This is a genomic window from Azohydromonas australica DSM 1124 (genome assembly GCF_000430725.1).
Taxonomy (GTDB): domain Bacteria; phylum Pseudomonadota; class Gammaproteobacteria; order Burkholderiales; family Burkholderiaceae_C; genus Azohydromonas; species Azohydromonas australica.
The window spans coordinates 323972-350053 of the sequence record NZ_KE387205.1 but is presented as its reverse complement, the minus strand read 5'-3'; the positions used below and the strand labels follow the sequence as shown (position 1 = coordinate 350053).

Sequence of the window (26082 nt, the reverse complement as noted above, 5' to 3'; positions counted from 1 at the left end):
ATTCTTTCTGGAACGGGCGTCAAACCTCCCTGCCGAGCCCACCGGAGGCCATGCAGCACAGGCCATGACTGAAAGCTGTCAGCTTCCAGCACGTTCCATGGAGTGGAGCACAGTGACCGGACATTAACCAATTTACGGCCGCCGGCGACGCGCCGGCCGGAAATGTCGTGATTCTTGCCTTGGATGTCCCATTCCATGAGCCCGGCAAGCCCTGGCGCCCTGATTTACGTCCGCTCCGGAATATTGAACGGTGCACCGCCCCGGCTGCGCGGCAGGTCGCCGTACCCATTCGTGCCTCGATGGCTCAGCAGGAGCGAGCCTTTGAATATCCCGGAATACGCGGAAGTTTCTGCGCGCTGAAACTCGACCCGGCTGTTTCACCGTGACTGACCGTCCGTTGAGGCAACTGCACTTACCTGGCCTTTCCTGCCCACCACCGACCCAGCAGGCAAACGATGGTAACAGAGCGATACACCCTGTCGCGCGGCGGCCTGCGCGAGGAAGTGCCTTGTCCAGGCTGGAAGTGACGGGCGCCGCGCTCCGGCCATGGAGCACGGCGCCCGGGCGCGTCAGGCCGGGCTGCGGCTGCCCTTGAGCTGGTCGCCCACCGGCAGCCTGCGGATGCGCGTGCCCGTGGCCCAGTACAGCGCGTTGGTCAGCGCCGGCGCGATGCCGGAGGTGCCGGGCTCGCCGATGCCGCCGGGCTTGTCGCTGCTGGGCACCAAGTGCACCTCGATGCGCGGCGCCTCGCCCATGCGCATCACGCGGTAGTCGCCGAAGTTGGCCTGCTGCACACGCCCCTGGTCGAGCGTGATCTCGTTCCACAGCGCCGCCGACAGGCCGAACACCACGCCGCTCTCCAGCTGCGCCCGCACCGTGTCGGGGTTGACCACCTGCCCGCAATCCACCGCGCAAACCACGCGGCGCACGCGCACCTGGCCCTGCGCGTCCACCGCCACCTCGGCCACCATCGCCATGTAGCTGCCGAAGGCGTACTGCGCCGACACGCCGCGCCCCGCGCGCTCGTCGGCACTCATGCGCAGCGGGCTGTCCCAGCCGGCCTTCTCGGCCGCAAGCCGCAGCACCGCCTGCAGCCGGGGCTGCTTGTCCAGCAACGCCAGCCGGTACTGCACCGGGTCGCGCTGCGCCTTGGCCGCGAGCTCGTCGATGAAGCTCTCCACCACCCACACGTTGTGCGTGGCGCCCACGCCGCGCCAGAAGGCGGTCGGGACGGGCGGCTCGTGGCGCACGTACTCCACGCGCTGCACCGGGATGTCGTAGGGGATGTCGCGCGCGCCCTCGACCGCGTCGGGGTCCACGCCGTCCTTGACCAGCGGCGGCGCGAAGCGCGACATGATCGACGAGCCCGTGATGCGGTGCAGCCAGGCCTTGGGGCGGCCCTGCTCGTCCAGCGCGGCGGCGATGCGGTCCAGGTAGTAGGGCCGGTACATGTCGTGCTGGATGTCCTCCTCGCGCGACCACACGAACTTCACCGGCGAGGAGGCCTGCCGCGCGAAGGACACCGCCTGCACGATGAAGTCCACCTCCAGCCGCCGCCCGAAGCCGCCGCCGAGGTAGTGGTTGTGCACCTGCACCTTCTCCTCCGGCAGCCCGGCCGCCTTGGCCGCCGCGGTGCGCGCCAGCACCGGCACCTGCGTGCCCACCCACAGCTCGCAGCCCTCAGGCGTGAGCGAGACGGTGCAGTTCATCGGCTCCATGGTGGCGTGGGCCAGGAAGGGCATCTGGTAGAGCGCGCTGACGCCGTTGGCCGCCGGCGTGGCCGCCAGCGTGGCCATCGCGTCGCCGTCGCGGCGCGCCACGGCGCCTTCCTGGCGCGAGGCAGCCTCCATCTCGGCCACGATGGCCGCGGTGGTCAGCGCGCTGTGCGGCCCGCCGCTCCAGGTGGGCGCCAGCGCCGCCAGGCCCTGCTTGGCGGCCCACATGTGGTCGCCCACCACCGCCACGGCGTTGTCCAGCCGCAGCACCTGGCGCACGCCGGGCACGGCCAGCGCGGCGCGCTCGTTCAGGCCCGCCAGCTTGCCGCCCACGATGGGGCAGGCCGCCACGGTGGCCACGCGCATGCCCGGCACCTTGGCGTCGATGCCGAACAGCGCGCGGCCGTTGGTCTTGTCCGGCGAGTCCAGCCGCTTGACGGGCTTGCCGATGAGCTTGAAGTCCGCCGGCTGCTTCAGCGCCACGTCGCGCGGCACGGGCAGCTTGGCTGCGGCGTCCACCAGCTCGCCGTAGTGCAGCCGCCGGCCGCTGGGGCCGTGCGTGACCACGCCGAGCGCGGCGCTGCACTCCTTCGCGTCCACGTTCCACTGGCGCGCCGCGGCCTGCAGCAGCATCACGCGCGCGGTGGCGCCGGCGCGGCGCAGCGGCTCCCAGGCGCCGCGGATGGAGGTGGAGCCGCCCGTGACCTGCCCGCCCAGCAGCGGATCGGCGTAGAGGGCGTTGTCCGGCGGCGCCTGCTCCAGCTTCACGCGCGCGGGGTCCACCTCCAGCTCCTCGGCCAGCAGCATGGGGATGGAGGTGAAGGTGCCCTGCCCCATCTCCACCTTGTGGACGATGAAGGTCACGGTGCCCTGCCGGTCAATGCGGATGAAGCCGCTGTAGGCCAGCCCGGGCGAGTCCTGCGACTCCGTGGTGGTGGCCTGGCCCACGGCGGCCTCCGGCGGCTTCGTGTCGCGCGGCGCGGGCGCCGGCGTGGGCGCGGGTGCGGCCGGCGGCACCACGGCGCAGCCCGGCAGCGCAATGCCGATCAGCAGCCCGCCCCCGGCGGCGGAGCCGGCGCGGATGAAGGCGCGGCGCGACAGGCCCAGGCTTTCCTCGACGTGCTCGGTGGGTCGCATCTCAGGCTCCCCGGCTCGGCGTGGCGATCTGCGAGGCCGCGAGCTTGATGGCGGCGCGGATGCGCTGGTAGGTGCCGCAGCGGCACAGGTTGCCGGACATGGCGCCCTCGATGGCGGCGTCATCGGGCGCGGGGTTGGCGCGCAGCAGCGCGCAGGCTGACATCACCTGGCCGCTCTGGCAGTAGCCGCACTGCACCACGTCGAGCTCGCGCCAGGCGGCCTGCACGCGGCGGCCCACCGGGTCCTGGTCGATGCGCTCGATGGTCACCACGCGCTTGCCCTCCACCGCCGACAGCGGCGTGATGCACGAGCGCACCGCCTGGCCGTCGAGGTGCACGGTGCAGGCGCCGCAGGCGCCGATGCCGCAGCCGAATTTGGTGCCGGTGAGGCCGGCCACGTCGCGCAGCGCCCACAGCAGCGGCATGTCCGCGGGAAGATCCAGCGCCGTGGGCTGGCCGTTGAGCGTGAAGTTCGGCATCGCGCACCTTTTCCTTTAGATGACCACCGGGACGGCAGCCCCGGCCAAAGGCAAGGAGCATGCCTCAAGCGCCTGGGGGTGCCATTACAGCAGGCGCAGCGAGACCGCGACCGCGCCCGTCCTCGACGCCGAGCGCCCTGCCCGCCGACTGTTGCGTGCCCGCCCGTGACCGACACTCCCACCCATGAAAACCCAGTACTACACCGCCTCCACGCTCGACGGCTTCATCGCCACCGAGGAGCACTCGCTGGACTGGCTGCTGCAGTTCGGCGAGGCGCCCGGCGGCAGCTATGACCGCTTCATCGCCGAGGTGGGCGCCATCGCCATGGGCTCGCACACCTACGAGTGGTTGCTGCGTCATCAAGTCCGGCCCGAGGGCCGCGAGCCGCAGCCCTGGCCCTATGCGCAGCCCGCCTGGGTGTTCAGCACCCGCGAGCTGCCGGGCGTGGACGGCGCCGACATCCGCTTCGCCTGCGGCGACGTCGCCCGGCTGCATGCCGAGATGGCGCGCGCCGCCGGCGGGAAGAACCTCTGGATCGTCGGCGGCGGCGAGCTGGCCGCGCAGTTCCACGACGCGGGGCTGCTGGACGAGATCATCGTCACCGTCGCCCCGGTCACCCTGGGCCGCGGCGCGCCGCTGTTCCCGCGCGCGCTCACCACACCGCCGGCGCTGCGGCTCGAATCGGTACAGGCCTACGGCGACGTGTTCGCCGAGCTGCGCTACGCCGTGAAGCGCGGCTGAAATCGCCGCGCTCGATGCAACCGGCAACCACCGCAGCTTGCGAAAACTCAACCAAGAGCGAAATGTCCGGGGTTAACCCTTAGAATGCGGGCCGTTGCTGTAAGCGTTTGCTGCCCTTACTTACAGCGTGAAGCAATCAGCCCGTTTTCGTGTCCTTGCAGTCCCCATCCAACCCCGTTCCGAGTCTGAGCCGCCAGGCCTTTCGCCTGGCGCTGGCGCTGCTCGCGTGGGGTCTGCTGACCTGCGGCCTGGGCTACACCGTCGATCACGCATCGGGCTTCAAGGCAACGAGCGGCAAGCTGCCGCAGTGGAGCGTGGACGACGCCGTTCACGCCGCGACGCTGCCGAGCCGGCTGCTGATCGGTGATCCGGCGCCGGGATGGCGCCAGCACCGCGCCGCGCCGTCCTTCTCCGGCGGCTTCGGCGCCTCGGGGCGGTGGCTGCTCGAAGACGTTCCCCTGAGCCTGGACCTCGACCTGGAGGTCCCGGAGTACGCGATGCTGCCGGCCGAGCCGGCGTACCGCTTCGAATCCCCGCGGGGCCAGCCCGCGGCACCCCCGGCCGTGGCCGCCATCGCGCGGCCGCAACGCCTGCTGCGTCCGCCCAACCTCGCCTGAGCCTGCCGCCCCGGCGCCGCCTTGACGCGGCCGCCTGAGCGCGCGCAGCGCCTCCACCGCTCCCTTTCCGTCACGCGTCTCCACCGGCGATGCGCCACGGCCCTGCGCGGCCGTGCGCGTGGCCGCGGGTGATCGCGTCCCGTCGCCAGGGCCCGCAGCCATGCGGGCCCCGGCCAGGCTCGTCCCTGTTGCCCATGCTCCGAAGCCCTTCCAACACCTCTTCGCGGTGCCGCCGCGCGCCGCTGCACCGCGGCCGCCACGGCCTGCTCGCCTGCGCCCTGGCCACCCTGCTGGCCGGTGCGGCCTTGCCCGCCCGGGCCCAGTCCCCGGAGGCCGAGCCGCCCGTCTTCCGGCTCGAACAGCTCATCACCCTGGCGCGCGACGCCCATCCCGCGCTGGCCGCGGCACGGGCGCGCGTCGATTCGGCCCAGGCCGCGGTGCGCAGCGCCGGCGCGCTGCGCAACCCGGAGGTCGAGTTCCTGACCGGCCGCCAGCACGCGCGCGTGCCCGGCGCCGCCGCCGGCTCGGCCAGCAGCCTGTCCATCACGCAGCCCATCGAGTGGCCCGCGCTGCGCGGGGCGCGGGTGCAGGCGGCGGAAGCGGCGCTGGACGGCACGCGCGCCTCGGCCACCGGCTTCACGCTGGAGCTGCTGGCCGAGCTCAAGCGCCGCTACTACGGCGTGCTGCGCAGCGAGGCCGAGCTGCAGAACGCGCGCGAGGACCTGGCGCTGGCCGACCAGATCCGCAGCCGCGTCGCGGTGCGCGTGGACAGCGGCGAGGCGCCGCGCTTCGAGCTCGTGCGCGCCGACACCGAGCAGCTCAACGCCCGGCGCGCGCTGCGCGCCGCGGAGCTGCGCGTGCGCCAGGCCCAGCACGAGCTGCGCCGCCTGGTGGGCCCGACGCTGCCGGAGAGCTTCAGGCTCGGCACCGACGCGGAAGAAGCGCCGCTGGGCGCCACGCCGCAGCCGCCGGGGCTGATGCGCGCGGCGCTGCTGGAGCGCCATCCCGAGCTGCAGGCCGCGCGCGCCGAGGTGCGCGCCGCGCAGGCACGGCTGGACGTGGAGCGCCAGCAGCGGCTGCCTACCCTCGCGCTGCGCGGCGGCGTCAGCCGCGAGCCCGACCTGCGCGCCAGCCAGCTGGGCGTGGTCGTGAGCGTGCCGCTGTTCGACCGCCGCGCCGGACCCGTCGCCGAGGCCGAGGCCGAGCTGCGGCGCCTGAGCTACGCGCTGTCCGACCGCGAGTTGCAGCTCACGCAGCAGCTCGACACCGCCTGGCAGCAATACCAGATCGCCGCCGCGCAGGTCACTGCGCTGGAGAGCGGCATCCTGCGCCAGGCCGAGAGCGCCATGCGCATCGCCGAAGCCGCGTACCGCAGCGGCGAGCGCGGCATCCTGGAATGGCTGGACACCCAGCGCGCCTTCCGCCAGGCGCGCAACGACCTCGACAGCGCGCGTTTCGACCTGCGCGTGGCCCGCGTCGAGCTCGAACGCCTGCAGGCGCAGCTGCCATGAGCGCGCGCCGCCAACCCCCTTCCCTCCCGGCCCTTCGCATGAACCCGATGAACAGCATCTACCTCCCGTCCCGGCGTGCGATCGCACTGGCCGTGTCCACCGCGCTGCTCGCCGCCGGCCTGGCCGGCTGCGGGGAAGCCACGTCCGCCGCGCCCCAGGCCGCCGCGTCCGCCGCCTCGGCGGCGGCGCCGGCCGACCCGCTGGTGGTGCAGCCCTCGCCCACGCTGGCGCAGCGCGTCAAGGACGCCAAGGTGTCCGAGGCGCCCGTGAGCGAGCCGCTGGAAGTGGTGGGCCGCATCGACTTCAACGAGCAGACGCTGGCGCGCATCGGCGCCGCCGTCACCGGCCGCATCACCGAGCTGTACGCGCTGCCCGGGCAGAACGTGCGCGCCGGCGAGGCGCTGGCGCAGCTGCACAGCGCCGAGCTGGCGGCCGCGCAGCTGGCGCTGCTCAAGGCCAACGCCCAGCGCGAGCAGGCCGCCAAGGCGGTGGAGCGCGCGCGCACGCTGCTGGCCTCGGACGTGATCGGCAGCGCCGAGCTGCAGCGGCGCGAGAACGAGCTGGCGGTGGCCGAGGTCGAGCAGCGCGCCGCCGCCGACACGCTGCGCGTCATGGGCGTGTCGCCCAAGGCCCATGCCGGTGGCGTCATCAACTCCACCTCCTCCATCGTCTCCACGCTCAACGGCGTGCTGGTGGAGCGCCGCGTCAACCGCGGCCAGGTGGTGCAGCCGGCTGAAGGGCTGTTCACCGTCGCCGACCTGTCCACGGTCTGGGTGGTGGCGCAGGTGCCCGAGAGCGAGGTGGGCCGCGTGCGCGCCGGCCAGAAGGTGCGCGTGTCGGTGCCTTCCAACGGCGTGGAGCCCATCGAGGGCCAGCTCGTGTGGGTGGCCGACACCGTCAATCCCGAGACGCGCACCGTCACCGTGCGCACCGAGCTGCCCAACCCGAAGCGGCAGCTCAAGCCGGCGATGCTGGCGACCATGGCCATCGAGCCGCTGCCGGTGCCGCGCCTGGTGGTGCCCACCAGCGCCGTGGTGCGCGAGGAGAACGCGGACCACGTCTACGTGCGCCAGGGCACGTCCAACGCCTACCGGCTCACGCGCGTGCAGCTGGGCGACGAGGCCGGCGGCGTGCGCGTGGTCAAGGACGGGCTGCGCGGCGGCGAGACCATCGCCGCCGAGGGCGGTTTCCACCTCAACAACGAGCGCAAGCGCGCCGAGATGGAGTAAGGATGATCGAGTCCCTGATCCGCCAGGCGCTCGCGCAGCGCCTGGTCGTTGTCGTCGTGGCGATGATGCTGCTGGCCTTCGGGCTGGACGCGGCGCGCAAGCTGTCGCTGGACGCCTTCCCCGACGTCACCAACGTGCAGGTGCAGATCGCCACCGAGGCCCCGGGGCGCAGCCCCGAGGAGGTGGAGCGCTTCGCCACCGTGCCCATCGAGATCGCCATGACCGGCCTGCCCGGGCTGGAGGAGATGCGCTCGCTCAACCGCCCGGGGCTGTCGCTGATCACGCTGGTGTTCACCGACGCCACCGACGTGTACTTCGCGCGCCAGCTGGTGATGGAGCGGCTGATCGAGATCGGCGGCCGGCTGCCCGCGGGCATCACGCCGGTGCTGGGCCCGGTCTCCACCGGCCTGGGCGAGGTGTACCAGTACACGCTGGAGCACCCCGGTGACGGCAACCGCGCCCTGACCGAGGAGGAGCTGACCGAGCGCCGCACGGTGCAGGACTGGGTGGTGCGGCCGCTGCTGCGCTCGATTCCCGGCATCGCGGAGATCAACTCCCAGGGCGGCTACGAGCGGCAGTACCAGGTGCTGGTGGCGCCGGAGAAGCTGCGCTACTACGGGCTGACCATCCAGCAGGTGTTCGAGGCGCTGGCGCGCAACAACGCCAACTCCGGCGGCGGCGTGCTGCCGCACCACGCGGAGCAGTACCTGATCCGCGGCGTGGGCCTGGCGCAGTCGCTGGACGACCTGGGCCGCATCGTGCTCAAGGAGTTCGAGGGCACGCCGGTGATGGTGCGCGACGTGGCCGAGGTGCGGCTGGGCACCGCGGTGCGCGCCGGCGCGGTGGTCAAGAACGGCGTCACCGAGAGCGTGGGCGGCATCGTCATGATGCTGCGCGGCGGCAACGCCAAGGAGGTGGTGGCCAACGTCAAGGCCCGCGTGGCCGAGATCAACGAGCGCGGCATGCTGCCCGACGGGCTGCGGATCGCCGCCTACTACGACCGCTCGGAGCTGGTGGACTCGGCCGTGGCCACGGTGGTGAAGGTGCTGCTCGAAGGCGTGGCCTTCGTGGTGCTGGTGCTGCTGCTGTTCCTGGGCAACCTGCGCGCGGCGCTGGTCGTGATCGCCACGCTGGTGCTCACGCCGCTGCTGACCTTCATGGCCATGAACCAGCTGGGCATCTCGGCCAACCTGATGTCGCTGGGCGGCCTGGCCATCGCCATCGGCCTGATGGTGGACGGCTCGGTGGTGGTGGTGGAGAACGCGGTGTCGCACCTGTCGCGCACGCACAAGCCGGGCGAGCCGCGCGCACGCATCGTGCTGCACGCGGTGCAGGAGGTGGCCACGCCGGTGATCTTCGGCGTGGGCGTGATCATCCTGGTGTTCCTGCCGCTGATGACCCTCACCGGCATGGAAGGCAAGATGTTCGCGCCGCTGGCCTACACCATCGCCATCGCGCTGGCCATCTCGCTGGTGCTCTCGCTCACGCTCTCGCCGGTGCTGTCCTCGTACCTGCTGAAGGTCAAGCCCACGCCCGAGGGCGAGGTGCACGACGAGGAGGCGCACGACACCTGGCTCATCCGCAAGCTCAAGAAGCCGTACCTGGCGGTGCTGGGCCGCGCCATCGCGGCCCCGAAGGCCACGGCGGCGCTGGCGCTGGCGCTGCTGGTGGGCACCGGCGCGCTGGTGCCCTTCCTGGGCAGCGCCTTCATTCCGGAGATGAAGGAAGGCTCCGTGGTGCCGGGCATCAACCGCGTGCCCAACATCTCGCTGGAGGAGTCCATCGCCATGGAGATGGAGGCGATGAAGCTCACCATGGAGGTGCCGGGCGTGCGCTCGGCCGTCTCCGGCGTGGGCCGCGGCGAGTCGGCGGCGGACCCGCAGGCGCAGAACGAGTCCACGCCCATCGTGTCGCTCAAGCCGCGCGACGAGTGGCCCGAAGGGTGGACGCAGGACACCATCGCCGACGAGATCCGCAAGAAGCTCTCGGTGCTGCCCGGCGTGCAGGTGGTGATGGCGCAGCCCATCTCCGACCGCGTGGACGAGATGGTGACGGGCGTGCGCGCCGACATCGCCGTGAAGATCTTTGGCGACGACCTGCCCACGCTCAAGCGGCTGGGCGACGAGATCGCCAAGGTGGCGCAGGGCATCCGCGGCGCGCAGGACCTGCGCGTGGAGCGCATCTCCGGCCAGCAGTACCTGCAGATCGAGATCGACCGCCAGGCCATCGCCCGCCACGGGCTGAACGTGTCGGACGTGCACGACGTGATCGAGATCGCCATCGGCGGCAAGTCGGCCACCGACATCTACGAGGGCGAGCGCCGCTTCGCGGCCTTCGTGCGGCTGCCTCAGAGCTACCGCGACGACGTGGAGGCGATCCGCAAGCTGCAGGTGTCGGCGCCCAACGGCGCGCAGGTGCCGCTGGCCAACCTGGCCAAGGTGCACGTGGTCGAGGGCCCGGCGCAGGTCAGCCGCGAGATGGGCAAGCGCCGCATCACGGTGGGCATCAACGTGGCCGACCGGGACCTGGGCGGCTTCGTGGCCGAGCTGCAGCAGGCGGTGGCGCAGGACGTCGACCTCCCGGCGGGCTACCGGCTGGAGTGGGGCGGTCAGTTCCAGAACATGGAGCGCGCGCTGGGCCACCTGTCGGTGATCGTGCCCATCACGGTGGGGGCGATCTTCTTCCTGCTGTTCCTGCTGTTCCGCAGCGTGCGCATGGCCTCGCTGATCATCCTGGTGCTGCCCTTCGCCTCGATGGGCGGCGTGATCGGGCTGTTCGTCACGGGCGAGTACCTGTCGGTGCCGGCCTCGGTGGGCTTCATCGCGCTGTGGGGCATCGCGGTGCTCAACGGCGTGGTGCTCATCAGCTACATCCGCGACCTGCGCACCCAGGGCATGCCGCTGGAGCGCGCCGTGGCCGAGGGCGCGAAGCTGCGCTTCCGCCCGGTGATGATGACCGCCACGGTGGCGATGCTGGGCCTGATCCCGTTCCTGTTCGCCACCGGACCGGGCTCGGAAGTGCAGCGCCCGCTGGCGATCGTGGTGATCGGCGGCCTGATCAGCTGCACGCTGCTGACGCTGGTGATGCTGCCGGCGGTGTTCCGCTGGTTCGACACCGAGCCCGACCCGGTGCCGCACCCGCTGGGCATGGACGCCGCGCGCTGAGGCGCCGGCTCCGGGCCCGGACCGCTGGCGGACCGGGCCCGGCTATACAGACAGCAGATAGGCAAAGCGCGCCCCGGGCGCGCTTTCCTTTTTGATACGTCCCCTTGCGCCGCCTGTGCGAGCCTGGGCGGCCCGGGCCCAAGGCCTGCTGCAGCGTCGGCGGCCCGGCCTGCCCGGGCCTGTCGCGACCTGTCTTGAAAGGAACGTAGCTCCATGCCGAACCTGAACCGCCGCCAGCTGCTCACCGCCACGGCCGCCGCCTGCGCGCCCGGCCTGCCCTGGGCCCAGGGCGCGGGCATGAAATGGCACCCCGGCCAGTACATCCACATTCCCACCCGCGGCGGTGCGGAAATGGTCGAGGACACGCTGGACCAGATCCGCAACGTCCAGTCCGCCCGAGGCCTGCAACTGCGCTACACCTGGGCCGAGTTGGAGCCGAACGAGGACCGCTTCAATTTCGACCGCCTGCGCCAGGACCTGGACCGCGTCGCCTCCTACAAGAAGCGGCTGCACGTGCTGCTGATGCTCAAGTCATTTGCCGGCGGCGCGCGGCCGGTGCCCGAATACCTGGAGCAGAAGGCCGGCTCGGGGCGCAGCACCTACAGCATCGGCATCGAGGAAAAGCAGGCGCCGGGCGGGCCCAAGGCGCGGGCCGGGCAGAACGTCGCGCTGTGGGAGCCGGCGGTGCTGGAGAACCTGGAGAAATTCCTGTTCGCCATGGGCAAGGCGCTGGACTCGCACCCGGCGCTGGAGAGCGTGGCCTTCAACGAAACCGCGCTGGGCCGGGCGGACCGCTCCATCAGCGACGACGACCGCAACCAGTTCTTCAAGAATCTCGCCTCCGCCAACCGCACGCTGCGCAAGGCGTTTCCGACCACGGTGGCGATCCAGTTCGTGAATTTCCCCAAGCAGGCGATCCAGACGCTGGTGGGGCAGATGCCCGAATACGGCATCGGCCTGGGCGGGCCGGATGTTTTCCTGGACGACCGCTCGCTGCGCGACAACGTCTATACCCAGTATCCGCGCCTGGCCGGCGTGGTACCGCTGGCGCCGTCGGTGCAATTCGAGAACTACGTGGCGCTGAGCCACCAGGGCGAGCGCACTTCGATACCCATCGAGGACTTGTACAACTTCGCGCGCAATCAATTGCGCGCCAATTACCTGTACTGGACCCGGCCGCAAAAGGGCTTGAAGAACGTCTGGCCCGACGTGCTGAATTTCCTCAAGACCCACCCGCAGGGCTCGACGCTCACGGGCGGGCTGGCAACGGCGTGCCCGTCGAGCTTCAGGGGCGGGTGCAGCGCGGCGTGAGCGCCGCGCGCCTGCTCAGCTGAACTTGGGCGGATCCTTCACCGGCGGCGTCTGGCTGGGCGCCGGGGGATCTTCCACATGCGGCTCCGCGTCCGGCGCCGGTGCCGGCGGGGGCTCGGGCACGAAGGGATCGGGCGGGATGTCGTGCAGCCTCTGGCTCATGTCGTCCGCCCTTCAGCCCTGCTTCTTCGCGATCTCTCGCGCCAGCGCTTCCTTGTTCATGCGCGAGCGCCCGGCGATGCCCAGATCCTTGGCGCGCGCGTAGAGCTCCTGGCGCGTGTGGCCCATCACGTCCACGCCGCCGAAGGTCTCGCGCGGATGATTGCGCGCCTCGGCGCCGCCGGCGGCGGCCTGCGGGTCCGACGGGCCCTTGTGGTCCTTGGGCTCCCAGTGGTTGCCCACCTTCTCGAAGCCGTGCTTGAGCGAGGCCAGCGCCGTGCGGCTGGCGCGCTCGCCGCGGCCGTATTCGCGCTCGGCGTTGCGCAAGGTCTTGGCATAGGTGCGCTGCGCCTTGGCCGGCGAGCGCTCCAGGGTGCCCGGCAGCTCCACCCCGTACTTCTGCTTGCTCATGCGGATCTCCTGCGGTTGGGCGCCGCCCACGGCGGCGGCGCCCTGCGTGCCCACGGACACGGCAACCGCCATTCCCGGCACCCGGTGCCGGCACGGCCCACGGCGGGCTCAGACCCGCGCCAGCTGCGCCACCAGGGCCGCATCCGCGGCGCCCGTGGCGGGCAGGCCCTGCGCCTGCTGCCACGCGTGCAGCCCGGTTTGCGACGCCTGGCCGAAGAGCCCGTCGGCCTTGATGTCCACGCCCTGCAGCGACAGCCCCAGCTGCAGCAGCCGCACGTCCAGCCCGCGCTGCAGCGGCTGCGCCAGCATCAGCGCGCGCGTGCCCGGCTGCGGTCCGTCGTAGCAGCCCGGCGGGGTGCCCGTGAGCGACGCCAGGGAGATCTCCTTGCCGCGCACCACCAGGGGCAGCGGCAGGCCCCAGAAGCCCTGGTCGATCAGGCGCTGGAAGGCGTCCATCCGGTACACCGTGCGACGCAGGTCCTGGCGCTCATGCGTGCCCAGCCACTGGCGCCGGACCTTGACGTAAGCCGCGATCCAGCCGCGCTCGCCCAGGGCCTGCACGCTGCCGGCCTGCGCGTCGGTGCGCTGGCGCATGTCGCCCCAGGAGCCGTGCACGATGCTGTCGTACACCACCGCCACGCCCAGGGCCGAGGAGATGCCCAGCTGCTGGGCACGGCGCAGCGCGGGCGTCCAGTAGACGTCGTCGAAGAACTGGTCCTGCGTCTCGCGCATCACCGGATCGTCCGCGGCGGCGCGCAGCAGGTTGTGCAGCTGCGGCGCCTGGTCCAGCGCCTTGTCCCGGGCCTGGACGCGCGGCAGCCAGGGCTGCAGCCGCGCGCCGAAGCGCGCGCCCGGGTTGCCGCAGTAGCGCTGCAGCAGCAGCGCCAGGTTGCCCGAACCCAGCGTGGTCTGTGAGCGGCCGTAGGTGAGGTGGCCGGTGTCGCCCTCGATCAGCGTCACGTCGCCGTAGTCGCCCAGCACCTCGCTGGTCTCGAACAGGTTGACGATGGCCTGCGCCGTGCGCACCTGCGTCGGCGTGAGCGCGCCAAGCGCCGCCGCCGCGGCCAGTGTCGCGCCGGCGGGCTGCGGCGACGCCAGCGGCTCCACCGTGGTAGTCACGGTGACGGCCTCGACGGCAACGCCGTCCGCTTCCACGGATTCGGTCGTGACGGTGCGCGTGACGGCGGCGCCGCCGCTGAGCGCCGGGTCCTCGTAGCTGAGGGTGCAGAAGCCGGGCTTGCCCGCGTCGGGCGTGCAGCCCAGCACCTTGAAGCCGTGCAGGCTCAGCCGCTCGCGGCGCTCGCCGCACAGCTCGCAGGGCAGGGATTCGGTGGCTACTGGCATGGTGCGGTCTCCTTGGCGGATCGACGGGAAGGGGCGCGTGCCGGGCTAAGGCGCCAGCGTGCCGGTCGCCAGCGCACAGACATAGCGCTGGTGGACCTGGTAGGCCGCGGTACGGGCCGCGTCGTCGGCCTGGCCCAGCGTCAGCCGGCGCGTGTACTCGGTGCGCGCCTCGGCGGGCGTGGGCTTGCCGCGGATGGCCTGGTAGGGGCCGGGATCGGCGCCCAGCACCTTCTCCAGCTCCGCGTGCGCCCAGACGCCGGGCAGCCGCGCATCGGGCAGCCGGGACAGGCAGTACAGCGTGTCCAGCGCCGCGGTGCCCTGAAGGCGCTCCTGGGTGAAGTAGGCCTGCACGGCGCCCTGGCCCTCGGCCTTGAACGCGCGCCTGATGTCGGGGTCGCTGGCCAGCGCATCGGCGGCGTCGCCGGTGGCGAAGTACTGCTCCAGCCCCAACCCGGCCTTGTCGCGCGAGCCGGCCTGGACGTCGTTGCTGAGCACGGCGATCACCGAGGGCAGCCGCAGCCGGTCCTCGGTCACGGGGATCACCGACGCCTCCTTGCGCCGGTAGCCCAGCGTGAAGGAGCCGGGCAGGCCGTCCTGGCTGAAGCTGAACTTCAGCCCCAGCACCGTGCCGGTGCCGAAGAACACCGGCCGCTGCGGCCCCGAGGCGGCGGAAGCCGGTGCGGACGCCGCCTCGGCTGCGGGCGCGGGCGCGGACGCCGGGCTGTTGACGATCAGCGCGGCGCGGCCGGTGGCGTACACCTGCCGGATGTTGCGCGCCAGCAGGTTGCCGTCGGTGCGGATGCTGCCGGTCACGGGCGGCGCCTTGCCGTCCAGAAGCTGCGGCCCGACGTAGCCCTCGACCCGGTCGTAGGCGACGCTCACGCCGGGCGGGGTGGAGTCCACGTCCACGATCGACAGCGAGGTCTTGGTCACGAAGGTCACGTAGCCCTGGGGGCCGGCGCAGCCGCCCAGCCAGGCGGCCACCAGCACTGCACCGGCGCGGCACAGGCGTGCCCGGCCTGCCGCGGGCGCACGCTCAAGGTTTTCCTTGGTCATCGGACGCTCCTGTGTCAGCCCGCGACAGCGGGAGGCCCGGCGCGCCCACGCGCACCAGGCTGTGGTTGCGCAATGCCAGCACGCCGACATCGCTGTAGCCCAGGGTTAGCGCCGCGCCCTCGGCCGAGCGCAGCCAGGACAGGCCCAGGCTGCGCACACGCAGCCCCGAGCCGCCGGAGTCGTCGGCGGGCGGCAGGCTCAGGTGCACCCAGCCCGCGACGTGGCGCGTGCCGTCGGCATCCACCCACACGTGCGCGCAGCCGCACAGCCCGGCCGGCAGCAGCAGCAGCGCCAGCGCCGTGCGCCGGGCCGCTCCAGGCCGCCGCGCGCCGCCGGGAAACGGGAGCGTCCACGACGGCGGCGGCGCCTGACTCATGGACTTGAACAGCGCTCTCAAGGCACGAAGGCACACGGACATGGCCATAAGGTCCTTTCGCTGCCGCCCCGCGCCCGGCCGCCCTGCCCAGGACGTCGCACGCCTCGGGGTTCATGCCGCTGCCAGGCGGCAGTGCCCTTCTAGCAAGGGAAAACGGCTTCGCGCCAGCGACCAAAGACACCCTGCGCCGCAGCGGATCGCCGGATCGGGAGGGTGCGCGGCCAAGCCCCAGGCACCGCGACGTATCAGACTGAAACCGTCCCGCCCTTCGTGACCCGTGTCACGCCGGCGCCCTGGTGTCGGCCGTGACAATGGCAAAAAAACGGCCATTTTCATTACGGCCTCGCAGCATGGAACAGCAGCATGGCGAACCGCGACGCGGCGGCGCCTGAGTCGACTCGCCGCCGCGCCGGGGCACCTTCCACCGACGAAGACTTCAGGCCCTCCCACGCGCCGGGGCTGGGCCTTTACGCCGCCGCGGCGCCGGCGGCGCTGCTGTTGCTGCTGCTCATCGGCGCGGTGCTGCACGTGCCCGGCGGCTGGGGCATCGAGGACTTCCTGGGCTGGCCGGACACGCGCCGCAACGCCGCGGCGCACCAGATGCTGCGCCTGTGGTCGCGCTCGAACCGCATCGAGCTGGCTTGGCTGTACCTGGCGCTGGACAGCGTGCTGTTCGTGCCGCTGTACGTGATCGGCCTGGCGGGACTGGCGCAGCGGCTGGCCCAGGCCCTGGGAGACGACGTGGCGCAGGCGCGCTCCAAGGAGCGCGAAGGCCTGGCGCTGGTGCTCCTGCTGCTGCCGGTACTGGCGCTGATGGCGGTGGACCTGCTGGAAAACGCCATCGGGCTGTCGCGGCTGGGCACGGTCGGCACGGCGCTGGCCGTCATCGCCACGCTCGTGGGCATCGGCCTGGCGCTGTGGAGCAGCACGCTGAGCGCACCGATCTCTCGCATCAGCGGGGGCGGGGCAGCCGTGCTCCTGTTCGTCACGGTGGCGGTGGTGGGCATCAACGGCTTCCTCGGGACGCAGTGCGCCGTGCCCGCCGGCCGGGCCACGGAATGGATCACCACGGTGGGCTGCGGCGCGCATGCGGCCAAGCCGTGGCTGGCCCTGGTGGTCGCAGTGGTGCTGGGCGGCGCGACGTTGATGTGGCTGACCGGCGCGGCGGTGGGGGCCGACGCGCCACCCACGCGGCGCGCGGAGCGGGCGCGGCTGCGCGGCTCGGTGCGCGAGGTGCTGCTGCGCAGCCGCTACGTGCTGCTGGTGCTGGCGCTGCTGGGCGCCGGGCTGCTGGCGCTGGATGTCGGGCGCGACACCCTCTATGCCATGGCCGCGTCGCCCTACCGCGGCGACGGCGCGTCGCTGCAGGAGCGGCTGCTGCGCATGCTGGGCACGATGGTCGCGTTCGGGCTCACGGCGCTGGCGCTGTGGGCGCTGGCGTTCACGACCTGGCTGTGGGCGCGTGCGGCCTGCCAGCTGCGGCGCCCGCACAGCCCGGCGCCGTCGGTGCAGGGGGCCGTTCCAGGCCAGGGCTTCGCACGCTGGTGGGCGCGGGCACTGGCCGGGGTACCGGTGGTGCTGGTGGTGCTGCTGTGCGTGCAGGTGCTGCGCGAGGGCGCGGCGGCGCAGGTCACCGGCCCGGCCACGCCCTGGCTGGGGCCCGCGATCCTGCTGCTGGCCTTCGGCGTGAGCGTGCTGACGCTGGGCCTGGTTTTCTTGAAGCACCGCCACGACGGCGCCGAGCTGCTGTACCTGGACGCATGGAGCTGGGCGGAATGGGCCACCCGCGCCGGCGTGGTGCGCCACGCGCAGCCGAGCGCGCCGCTGGCCAAGTTCCGCTTCATGGGCTGGCTGCACCCGCAGGGGCTGGTGGCGCTGCTGTTGCTGGCGCTGCTGCTGTGCCGCGCCATGGACCTGCTGCCGCCCCCGTCCGATCTCTGGGAGCAGGACCGCCTGCCCACGCTGACGCTGGCGGTGCTGCTGTTCAGCGCCGCGCTGTGGATGACCCTGTGCGGCTGGCTGACGCTGCTGGAGGTGGGCATCGCCGGTCCCTGGGCCGGGCTGCTGGCGCTGCTGGCCGTGCTGGGCCTCGGGGCCCTGGGCTGGACGGCCAACGCGGCCGTGTGGCCGGCGGTGGAGTCCACGCCGGGGCTGCCCGGCGGGGGGATGCGCATGCTGCTCTTCACCGCGCTGCTGGGCGGCCTGCTGCTGCTGGCACACGTGCTGGCGCTGGTGCTGGCGCGGCAGCACGCGCACCCGGACGGGCCGATGCACCCACTGGCCACCACGCTGCTGAGCGTGCCTGCGCTGGGCGCGGCGGGGCTGGTGCTGGCGATGCTGGTGCTGGTGGTGGGCGACCGCATCGCCAGCCCGCGCCCGGCCGGACACGAGGACGTGCTGCCCGCGCAGCAGCGGCCGACGCTGGACCAGGCGCTCAGCACCTGGCTGAGTTCGCTGTGCGAGCCCGTGGCCGGCAGCGGCATCGCGCCCGCGCAGGGCGTGCCCGACGCGGCGGAGGCCGCACCGGCACCGGTGGCGTGCCGGCCGGCGCTGCCGTTGGACGCGCAGGGCGCGATGCGCGTGTTCCTGGTCGCCGCAGAGGGCGAGGGCATGCGCGGCGCGGCCTGGACGGCCTTCGTGCTGCAGCAACTGGGACAGCACGACCCGGCGCTGCAGCGGCGCGTGTTCGCCATCACGGGCGTGTCCGGGGCGGCGGCGGGCGCCGCGGCACTGCGCGGCTGCACGCTGGACGGCCTCGTGGACGCGGAGTGCCTCACGCGCTTCGCGCGCGCGGACCTGCTGTCGCCGCTGGTGTCGGCGGGCGTGTTCGAGGAGGCGCTGGCGCTGGCGCTGCCCACGAGCTGGTGCGACACGCCGGGCTGCGGCTTCCTGTCGCGCGCGGCCTGGTTCGAGCAGGCGCTGGAGGCGGCCGGCCCGGGACTGCGGCCGGGGCTGATGGAGTCGCGGCGCCAGCTCGCGTTCCCCGGCGCCGGCCACCTGCCCTACCTGCTGCTGGAGGCCGCGTGGGTGGAGAGCGGCGAGCGCGCCATCGCCAGCGACCTGCGCATTGACTGGCGCCAGTTTCCGGGTGCGCGGGACCAGCTCGGCCTGGTGGGCCAGGACCTGTCGCTGGGCACGGTGGCGCACAACGCGGCGCGGCTGCCGCTGCTGCATCCCCCGGGTGCGCTGCGGGCGCCGCGCGGGCACTGCATGGACCGCCGCCCCGGCGCGGCGGCCTCCGCCCCGGACGCGGACGCCTGGCTGCAGACCTGCGGCCACCTGGCCGACGGACACCAGGCCGATCCCGGCGGCGCGCAGGCCACGGTGGACCTGCTGCAGGCGCTGGCGCATTGCCTGTCGGCACAGCCCTCGGCGGCGGACCTGGCGCTGTACCCGCACTGCGCGGCGATGGACGAGACCCGGCGCGCCTGGCTGCGCGAGCACCTGCTGCCGCAGGTGCTGCTGATCCGCGCCGAGGTGCCGCCGCCCGCCCTGCTTCAGGACCAATGCCCGGCGCCGGAGCCGCGTCCGCCCTCGGGCGCGGAGCTGGCGCAGCGGCAGCAGGGCACCGGCTGCGCCGCGCCCGCGGCGCAGCGCGTGGCCCAGGTGCCGGAGCGGCCCCAGTGCGCGGCACCCGCCGCGGCGGGCTGGATGGCGTCGCTGCGGGCCTTGTCCCCCGCCGACCCGCGCGACGGCGGCGCCGCGGCGCTGGCCGAGGCCCGCCAGGCGCAGGCCGTGGCCGCGCTGCGCGCCAGCCTGGGCGGCCTCGCCGCCCTGAGCGCCGAAGCGCCGGTGCGCACGCTGGACCTCTCGCCCGACGGCACGCGCCACCCCACGCACTGGCTGCTGCCGGCGCTCACGGTGGAGCGGATGTGGAAGCAGGCACGGGGATGCGCGGGCGGGGATGGGGGCTGAGGGTCGGAGCGGGACTGGATGCCGGGCGGATCAACCGGCCGCCAGCCACCGCCGCGCCAGCGCCCCGACGTCCACCTCCCCGGTGGTATCGACCTCGATGGCGCACGCCTGCTCCGCCGCGTCCAGCGCCTCGCCCGTTTCCAGCTGCTTCTCCAGCACGTCCACACCGGCTTCCGACGGATCGGTGCCGGCGGCGCCGCGCGCGGCCACGCGCCGGCGCAGCGTCTCGGCATCGGCCGTGCAGGCGAGGATGGTGAAGGGCACGCCCAGCTGCCAGGCGAGGTGCTCGAAGTCCTGCCGCGTCGCGCGGCTGAGGAAGGCGGCGTCCACGATCACCGGGTAGCCGCCCAGCAGCGCGGCACGCGCGCAGGCCTCCAGGTGCTCGAAAGTGCGGCGGCCGGCCTCGGGGGTGTAGAGGTCCAGCCCGTGCTCGGCCGAGCGCTGCAGCGCCCGCAGCCCGAACAGGCGCTTGCGCTCCACGTCCGAGCGGATGCGCACCGCCCCGGCCTGCGCCAACAACGCCGCGGCCACGGTGGACTTGCCGCTGCCCGAGGGTCCATAGGTGATCAACAGGCGCGGCGCCGCGCCGGCGTCCACCAGGGCCTGTGCATTGGCCAGGTAGTCCGGCCCTGCGGCGTGCCCCAGCGACAGCGCCTGCACCAGGGCGCGCACCAGCGCCCGGTACACCTCGTACAGGCGCAGCACGCGCGTGCCGGCGTAGTCGCCGCCGCGTTGCAGGTAGGCGTCCAGGAAGCGGAAGGCCAGGTCGCGCCGGCCGCGCGCCTGCAGGTCCATGGTGGCGAAGCCGATGTCGCTCATGGTGTCGATCCAGCGCAGCGCCGAATCGAACTCGATGCAGTCGAAGGCCGTGGCCTCCTCGTCCGCGCCCGGCACGATGAGGTTGGCCAGGTGCAGGTCGCCATGGCCCTCGCGCACGGCGCCGCTCTCCAGGCGTCGGCGCCACTCGGGCTCCAGCGCCTGCAACCGCGCCTCGCACCAGGCGCGCAGCGGCGCCAGGCGGGCATCGCCGGGGCGCGCAGCCTCCAGCTGCTCCAGCACCCGCCTCACGGACTGTTGCACCTGCACCGGTTGCCCGAAGGGACTGTCCGGCTTCGCGGCGGGCGCGGCGGCATGAAAGTCCGCCAGCCGCAGCGCCAGACATTCGACGGCGTGCGCCGACAGTTGCCCCCGCTGCAGCCGCTCGCTCATCAGCGCGTCATCGGCGAAGCGGCGCATCACCACCGCGTGGTCGATCACCGGCCCCTCGCCGCCCCAGCGCGGCGCCGCCGGCGTGCCGTGCACCGGCACCACGCCCAGGTACAGCGCGGGCGCCAGGCGGCGGTTGAGCCGCAGCTCCTCCAGGCAGGCCTGCCCGCGCCGGGCCGCGCTGCTGAAGTCCAGGAACGGCAGCCGCACCGGCTTCTTGAGCTTGAAGGCCAGGCGCTGCGTGAGCAGCACCCAGGAGATATGCGTCTGCAACAGCGCCACCGGCTGCCCGGTGCGGGCCTGCAGTTGCGCGCGCAGCGACTCGACATCGAGCTCGAAATCGGTAGCGTCCGCCATTTTTGTCTATGAAAAACGGTCCGTGAAACACTCGCACCCATCATGGCACCCATCAATTCCTGAGCGATTGAGACGGGGGCGATTGATGTTTCACGGCTTGAGGCAGCCTTGGTTCATTACGAATCGGCATGAGACGGCATGAAAACGTTCCGCGCTTCAGGCTGGCCTGTCCAGGCCGCAAGCGTGGGCATTTCCGCACACCGACGTGCCGTCGCTATTGCCCGCCGCCCCGCCGCCCCCCCGTGTCCCGCACCACTTCACCGTCCTCTTTGGTCAAGGGCGGCAGCGTCGGCACCGGCAGCAGTTCCACCACCTTTTCCGAAGGACGGCACAGCGCCGTGCCCAGCGGCGTCACGACCAGCGGCCGGTTCATGAGGATCGGGTGCTGCACGATGAAGTCCAGCAGCTGCTCGTCGCTCCACTTCGGGTCGTCCAGTCCCAGCTCCGCATAAGGAGTGCCCTTCTCGCGCAGCAGCGCGCGCACGCCCTGGCCCGTGGCTGCCACGAGCTCGCGCAGTTGCTCCTTCGAGGGAGGCGTCTTCAGGTACTCGACGACGGTGGGCTCGATGCCGGCGTGGCGAATGAGCGCCAGCGTGTTGCGCGAGGTGCCGCAAGCCGGGTTGTGGTAGATCGTGACGTTGTTCATGGGAGGCATTGTCGGCCGGAGCCCGTGCCGGGCAGCTGCGCCTTGACCAGCCCCCAATGCACTTGCACGCTCGCCGGTGTCATCCGCCATGCGATGACGGCGACGCCTCCATGGAGGGACCGATCTTGTCCATCGCACACGAACTGCCTGCCCTGCTGAGCACCGTGCGCACGCCGGGCGACTTCTACACCGCGGGGGTGATCGAGCTGTCGCTGCCCCGGCTGACGGTACAAGGTGTCGGAGCGGTCGCGCTGCCGCTGCTGCCGGTGCAGGCCGAACAGCTTATCGCCATCGCCGACCGGGCGCCTTACGGCCGCGGCACGGAAACGATCGTTGACACCTCGGTGCGACGGACCTGGCAGATCAGGGCCGAGCGCGTGCGCATCGAGGGCGCCTCCTGGGCGCGCACGCTGCAAACCATCGTCGAGCGCGCGGCCATGGGACTGGGCGTGACGACGCCCGTGGCGGCGCAGCTCTACAAGCTGCTCGTCTACGACGCGGGCAGCTTCTTCGTCGAGCACCGCGACACCGAGAAGGCTGCAGGCATGTTCGGCACCCTCGTCGTCGCACTGCCCTCGATCCACACCGGCGGCGAGCTGGTCGTGCGCCACAAGGACCGGGAAGCGCGCCTGGACCTGCAGGGCCAGGACCCGTCGATGGCGGCGTTCGCGGCCTTCTACGCCGACTGCGTGCACGAGGTGCTGCCGGTCACCTCGGGCTGTCGCCTGGTGCTGGTCTACAACTTGGTGCGCCAGGGACCGGGCCGGCTGCCCCAGCCTCCGAATTACGAAACCGAGACCCGGCGCATCGCGACGCTGCTGGCAGCCTGGGGAGCAGGCGAATGGCGGCCGGAGGACGAAGCTCCCGCGAAGCTGGTCTATTCCCTGGAGCATGCGTACACCCCGGCGCAGCTGTCCTTCCAGGACCTCAAGGGGGTGGACGCCGCGGCAGCCGCCGTGCTGGCCGCAGCGGCGCAGCGCTCGGGCTGCGAGCTGCACGTGGCGCTGCTGACCATCGAGGAAAGCGGCAGCGCCGACTACAGCGGCTACGCCGGCCACTCCTGGCCCGATGACGAAGAAGACGAGTTCGAGATCGTCGAGGTCTGCGACCGCAGCGCGGTGCTGTCCAACTGGAGATGCCCGGACGGCGCCGCGGCCGAGTTCGGCGCCTTTCCCGTCGAAAACATCGAGCTGTGCCCGCCGGACGTGTTCGAGGACATGGAGCCCGACGCGCAGGAATTCCATGAGGCCGCCGGCAACGAGGGCGCCTCGTTCGAGCGCACCTACCGCCGTGCCGCGCTGGTGCTGTGGCCCGGCTCACGGCGGATGGAGGTCATCAGCGCAGCGGGTCTGCCGGTGAGCCTGCCCTGGCTCGCAGGCCTCGCCCGGCGCTGGGAGGAAAGCGGCGCGGGCACCAATTCGGCGCTCTGGAAGGAGGCCCACGAGCTCGCCGGCCACATGCTGCAGGGCTGGCCGGAAGCCGGTGACTGGCCCCGCCACGGCGAGGCGCCGGGCACTGCCGCCACGATGCTGGCCACGCTGACGCAGCTCCAGGATGCCGCGCGCATCGACGCCTTCCTGGCCGGCATCAGCGCCGCCGGCGACTACGGCAAGACCGACAACGAGGCCCTGCTCGGGGCCCTGGCGCTGCTGTCGCCGCCGCGCGTGGCAGCGCTCATCGAGCGCATCGTCAGGGCGAACGCGACGAAGGATCCCGGCGCCTGCGCGGATCTGCTGTGCCGTGGCGCCGCGGCACCGTCAGTCCGGCCTCCTGCGCGAGACCTCCTCGCGACGGCCAAGGCGCTGCTTGATGCGCTGCCCGGCAATCCGGCGTGTGCACAGCCGCAGCCGGCCAGCACGTGGCGGCGTTCCGCAGCACCCGATCCCGAGCTCGTTGCCGACCTGGTGATGGCGTTCGAGCGCATCGACGCGTCGCTGGCCGAGCAGGCCGTCGACCACCTCCTGGCCTGGCCCGGGACCTACGATCCGGACGCCGTCATCCTGCCTGCGGTCCGACGCCTGGCCAGCGAGGCGGAAGCACGCAGCAAACCGGGCGTGCAGCGCTTGCGCGCCGCTTGCGTGCAGCACTTTCGCGCCCGCACGGCCGAGCCACTGGAACCCCCGGCCAACTGGACCCGACCTGCCCGGCTCGACTGCCGGTGTGCGCATTGCACCGGGCTGGCCAGCTTTCTGGGTGATCCGATCCAGCGGACCTGGACGCTCAAGGCGGCCGAGACGGTCCGGACCCATGTGGCCTCGACCGCACAGCGCTGCCATTGCGACGTCAACCTCGCCACCGATCGGAACGGCCGCCCCTACAGCCTGGTGTGCACCAAGAATCAGGCCAGCTACGAACGGCGGGCGAGGCAGCGCCGTGAAGACCTCCAGGACCTGGAACGGCTGGCATAGCGTTGCTTTCGCGAGTCATGTGCCACCGCGCCGACCCCGAGCCCACGCAGCCTCAGCGTGCCGCCGAAGTCCGGTGCAGGTGCCTGCGCCCGGTGGCACCAGGTGCAGCCGTGAGCGCGCGCAGGCAGCACATCGCTCAAAGGTAGCCGGCCTTGATGGCTGCGGCGTCGGCGACCAGCTTCGACAGGCGTTGCGCCTGCTGCGTCACGAAAGCAGCAAGGCTTTCGACAAACGGCCGTTCCTCGGACAGGTAGTCGGCCGACAGTGCCTGCTCCCCCGCCGCGGCGATGGCAAGCCTGGCCAGTCGCTGCCCCTCGCGACGCATGAGCTTGCGGTCGATGCCACAGCGCGTGGCGAAGTCGGCCAGGGCGAAGGCGGACACCTCCTCGTGCACGAAGACGTCGCCATACGCCATGGCCATTTCCGAGTCGAAGCCCTCGTACTGCAGCACGCTGACCAGGTCGTACCAGTCGGCAGGCTCGAGCAGGCCGCCGGGCCGCACGAAGAACGAGAAGTTCTTGCCATGCGCGTCGCTGTTGCCGATCAGGAACTGGAACAGCGCCCAGCGCAACATGGTGAGCCTCGCCGCGGCCTTGTTGCCCGTGAGCTCGGCACACCGGAACAGGCGCTCGAAGCTCACGCCGTCGCGGATGCCGCAGACGTCGGGTGCGCTGCCCAGGTTGCGTTCGTACTTGCCGCTCACCGGCAGGTCGCAAGCTTGGCAGGCGTCGATGATGTGCATCCGTTGCACCCGCACCTGGCGCTGGTCCGCCTGGACCTTGCGGTCGAAGCGGCGCACGACGAGCACGGGCCGCGGCGTGCGCAGCAGGCTCACCTGCGCCGCCGGCAGGCCCATCCTGCCGGCCAGGGCCATGCAGAAGTGCTCGTTGACGGCGAGATGGGGAGTTCTCGCCTGCCCGGTGTCAGGCTTCAGGATGTGCGTCGAGGCCAGGCGCCTGCCCTCGACGAGGGCCAGGCGTCCGCCCTCCGACAGCGGGCGGTCAAGGTAGACGAGCAGCTTGTCCTGCAGGCCCGCCACCGACATGCGCACCTTGCCGTCCCAGACGGTCAGCGGCACGTTCGCGTGCTGGGCAATGCGGTCCTCCAACTCCTGCAGCGGGATCTCGCGCGGAGCGGGATCGGCGGACAGCGCGACGTCGTGCCCATCGGCCGTGAAGCGCAAGGCTCCCGCCGTTTCCGAGCCGAGGGCGCGAATCAGGCCGAACACGTTGGACTTCGCAAGACCGTTGTACGCCACGGCCACGTCCAGCGCCCTGCCCTCGGGCAGCAGGTGCTCGATGAAGCGCCGCAGGGTGCTGGACGGGTAACCGGACGCCGGGCGCACGAGAGGCAAGGCCGGCGACAGCGGGAACGATTGCGGGTCGGCTGCCCAGGCCTCGTCATAGGCCAGGGCCCAGTGCTCGTCCTTCGCGTCGTGTGAAACGACGGCGACCTTCCGGTCGCCCGCCCACAAGTGAAGCTCGTGGCTCATGACGGCTGCGAATCGGTGGGCGTCTCGTCCGGCACCACGGCCTCCCGTACCCACGCATGCTCCTTGGGCAGGACCAGCAGCGTGAGACCCAGTCCGTCAAGCACCGACATCACCTTGTCCAGACGGACCGTGCCCTGCCCGTTCTCAAGGCGCGACATCAGGTCAACCGACACCCCAAGCAGGCTGGCGGCATCGTCGATGCGCAACGCCTGGGCCTTGCGGCGGGCACGCACGACCGGGCCCAGGGCAGCGGGCGAGGAGAGGACAGCCACTGGGAGTTTTTCCAACATGATGTTTCGGACTTTCAGAAAATGAGAGTGCCGAAGTATTGTCGGCCCAAGCGTTTCTGAAATTCCGAAATTCCCATGAAGGGGTGGCTCTCAAACCCGCTAGTTTCGGATTTTCAGAAACTTTTGCGACCATCAGGCGCCGTCGTGCGAACACCAGCCCGGCGCAACACGCTCTACAAGAAGGAAACGCATGGCATCCGCTCCCTGGACTGCAGCATGCCCACTACGCTTCCTGCTCATTCCTGCAGCGGCGGGCTGAAGAGCGCGTTGGTCAGTGCCGGGTCGCCGAGGTCCACGGCCGGCGTGGCTGGCGCCGGAGGCGTGGCCACCGCGGGTGCAGCCGCGGCGGCGGCCGGCACCAGTGCCCAGCCCTGGGCCAGCAGCCCCTCGTGCGCCAGAAAGCGCAGCCGGTTGACGCGCTTGGGTCCCTTGTTGAAGCGCACGAGGTCGTCGTAGAGGCGCGGGTTGTCGTCGCGTGACATCTCGAACAGCATGCTCAGCGTCCCCTGCTCCTTGCC

At 72.1% G+C, this 26082-nt stretch carries 20 protein-coding genes; 8 read left to right on the top strand and 12 right to left on the bottom strand.

All coding sequences use genetic code 11. The annotated features are described in order from the left end of the window. Positions 1–569: 569 nt before the first annotated feature. Together H537_RS0125530 and H537_RS0125525 are read right to left on the bottom strand one after the other, a co-directional pair. Positions 570–2852, bottom strand: a complete 2283-nt coding sequence (locus H537_RS0125530; RefSeq protein ID WP_029000108.1) for a xanthine dehydrogenase family protein molybdopterin-binding subunit — start codon at positions 2850–2852, stop codon at positions 570–572. A gap of 1 nt (position 2853) precedes the next feature. Next, positions 2854–3330, bottom strand: coding sequence for a (2Fe-2S)-binding protein (locus H537_RS0125525; protein WP_029000107.1), 477 nt, complete (start codon positions 3328–3330; stop codon positions 2854–2856). 184 nt (positions 3331–3514) lie between these two features. On the opposite strand from H537_RS0125525, the gene H537_RS0125520 reads away from it, so the two are divergent. From H537_RS0125520 to H537_RS0125495, 6 genes are all read left to right on the top strand, one after another. Next, on the top strand, positions 3515–4072 hold the full coding sequence (locus H537_RS0125520) for a dihydrofolate reductase family protein (RefSeq protein ID WP_029000106.1): 558 nt from the start codon (positions 3515–3517) through the stop codon (positions 4070–4072). Between the two features lie 149 nt (positions 4073–4221). Beyond that, the gene (locus H537_RS0125515; RefSeq protein WP_156901933.1) at positions 4222–4689 is read left to right on the top strand and encodes a hypothetical protein; all 468 of its coding nucleotides are present in this window, start codon (positions 4222–4224) and stop codon (positions 4687–4689) included. 194 nt (positions 4690–4883) lie between these two features. After that, positions 4884–6200, top strand: a complete 1317-nt coding sequence (locus tag H537_RS0125510) for a TolC family protein (RefSeq protein ID WP_043459975.1) — start codon at positions 4884–4886, stop codon at positions 6198–6200. A 38-nt stretch (positions 6201–6238) separates the two neighbouring features. Further along, a complete protein-coding gene (locus tag H537_RS0125505) occupies positions 6239–7429 on the top strand; it encodes an efflux RND transporter periplasmic adaptor subunit (RefSeq protein ID WP_051243249.1) in 1191 nt (396 codons plus the stop codon). A 2-nt stretch (positions 7430–7431) separates the two neighbouring features. Further along, positions 7432–10593 carry an efflux RND transporter permease subunit gene (locus tag H537_RS45520; protein ID WP_051243248.1) on the top strand — a complete coding sequence of 1054 codons (3162 nt, stop codon included), beginning with the start codon at positions 7432–7434 and terminating at the stop codon, positions 10591–10593. A gap of 213 nt (positions 10594–10806) precedes the next feature. After that, the gene (locus H537_RS0125495) at positions 10807–11904 is read left to right on the top strand and encodes a hypothetical protein (RefSeq protein WP_029000102.1); all 1098 of its coding nucleotides are present in this window, start codon (positions 10807–10809) and stop codon (positions 11902–11904) included. Between the two features lie 15 nt (positions 11905–11919). Here H537_RS0125495 and H537_RS53390 read toward each other — a convergent pair whose 3' ends face one another. From H537_RS53390 to H537_RS55105, 5 genes are all read right to left on the bottom strand, one after another. After that, the gene (locus H537_RS53390; protein WP_156901931.1) at positions 11920–12066 is read right to left on the bottom strand and encodes a hypothetical protein; all 147 of its coding nucleotides are present in this window, start codon (positions 12064–12066) and stop codon (positions 11920–11922) included. A gap of 12 nt (positions 12067–12078) precedes the next feature. Then, complete coding sequence (locus H537_RS0125485) at positions 12079–12474, bottom strand: ChaB family protein (protein WP_029000101.1); 396 nt, start codon at positions 12472–12474, stop codon at positions 12079–12081. Between the two features lie 108 nt (positions 12475–12582). Continuing rightward, positions 12583–13818 (bottom strand): peptidoglycan-binding protein, encoded by a 1236-nt coding sequence (locus H537_RS0125480; RefSeq protein WP_029000100.1) that lies wholly within the window; start codon positions 13816–13818, stop codon positions 12583–12585. Positions 13819–13863: 45 nt separating this feature from the next. Continuing rightward, positions 13864–14874: a hypothetical protein gene (locus H537_RS0125475; protein ID WP_051243247.1), complete on the bottom strand. Its 1011-nt coding sequence runs from the start codon at positions 14872–14874 to the stop codon at positions 13864–13866. Beyond that, positions 14855–15292, bottom strand: coding sequence for a hypothetical protein (locus tag H537_RS55105; RefSeq protein ID WP_211235075.1), 438 nt, complete (start codon positions 15290–15292; stop codon positions 14855–14857). The genes H537_RS0125475 and H537_RS55105 overlap by 20 nt, the downstream gene beginning before the upstream one ends. A 321-nt stretch (positions 15293–15613) precedes the next feature. Here H537_RS55105 and H537_RS0125465 point away from each other — a divergent pair, with 321 nt between their 5' ends. Next, the gene (locus H537_RS0125465; protein ID WP_029000098.1) at positions 15614–19165 is read left to right on the top strand and encodes a hypothetical protein; all 3552 of its coding nucleotides are present in this window, start codon (positions 15614–15616) and stop codon (positions 19163–19165) included. 30 nt (positions 19166–19195) lie between these two features. On the opposite strand, the gene H537_RS0125460 is transcribed toward H537_RS0125465, so the two are convergent. After that, positions 19196–20728: a bifunctional aminoglycoside phosphotransferase/ATP-binding protein gene (locus tag H537_RS0125460; RefSeq protein WP_029000097.1), complete on the bottom strand. Its 1533-nt coding sequence runs from the start codon at positions 20726–20728 to the stop codon at positions 19196–19198. Positions 20729–20942: 214 nt separating this feature from the next. Next, a complete protein-coding gene (arsC, locus tag H537_RS0125455; RefSeq protein WP_029000096.1) occupies positions 20943–21374 on the bottom strand; it encodes an arsenate reductase (glutaredoxin) in 432 nt (143 codons plus the stop codon). Positions 21375–21499: 125 nt separating this feature from the next. Here arsC and H537_RS0125450 point away from each other — a divergent pair, with 125 nt between their 5' ends. Beyond that, entirely contained in the window at positions 21500–23782 is a 2283-nt protein-coding gene (locus H537_RS0125450; protein WP_211235074.1) for a 2OG-Fe(II) oxygenase, read from the top strand. A gap of 136 nt (positions 23783–23918) precedes the next feature. On the opposite strand, the gene H537_RS0125445 is transcribed toward H537_RS0125450, so the two are convergent. The 3 genes from H537_RS0125445 to H537_RS54610 form a co-directional block, all read right to left on the bottom strand. Then, positions 23919–25274, bottom strand: a complete 1356-nt coding sequence (locus tag H537_RS0125445; RefSeq protein ID WP_043459969.1) for a HipA domain-containing protein — start codon at positions 25272–25274, stop codon at positions 23919–23921. Beyond that, entirely contained in the window at positions 25271–25564 is a 294-nt protein-coding gene (locus H537_RS0125440) for a helix-turn-helix domain-containing protein (protein ID WP_051243246.1), read from the bottom strand. The genes H537_RS0125445 and H537_RS0125440 overlap by 4 nt, the downstream gene beginning before the upstream one ends. Positions 25565–25800: 236 nt before the next feature. After that, the coding region (locus tag H537_RS54610; RefSeq protein WP_051243245.1) for a hypothetical protein at positions 25801–26082 on the bottom strand (282 nt) is incomplete at its 5' end.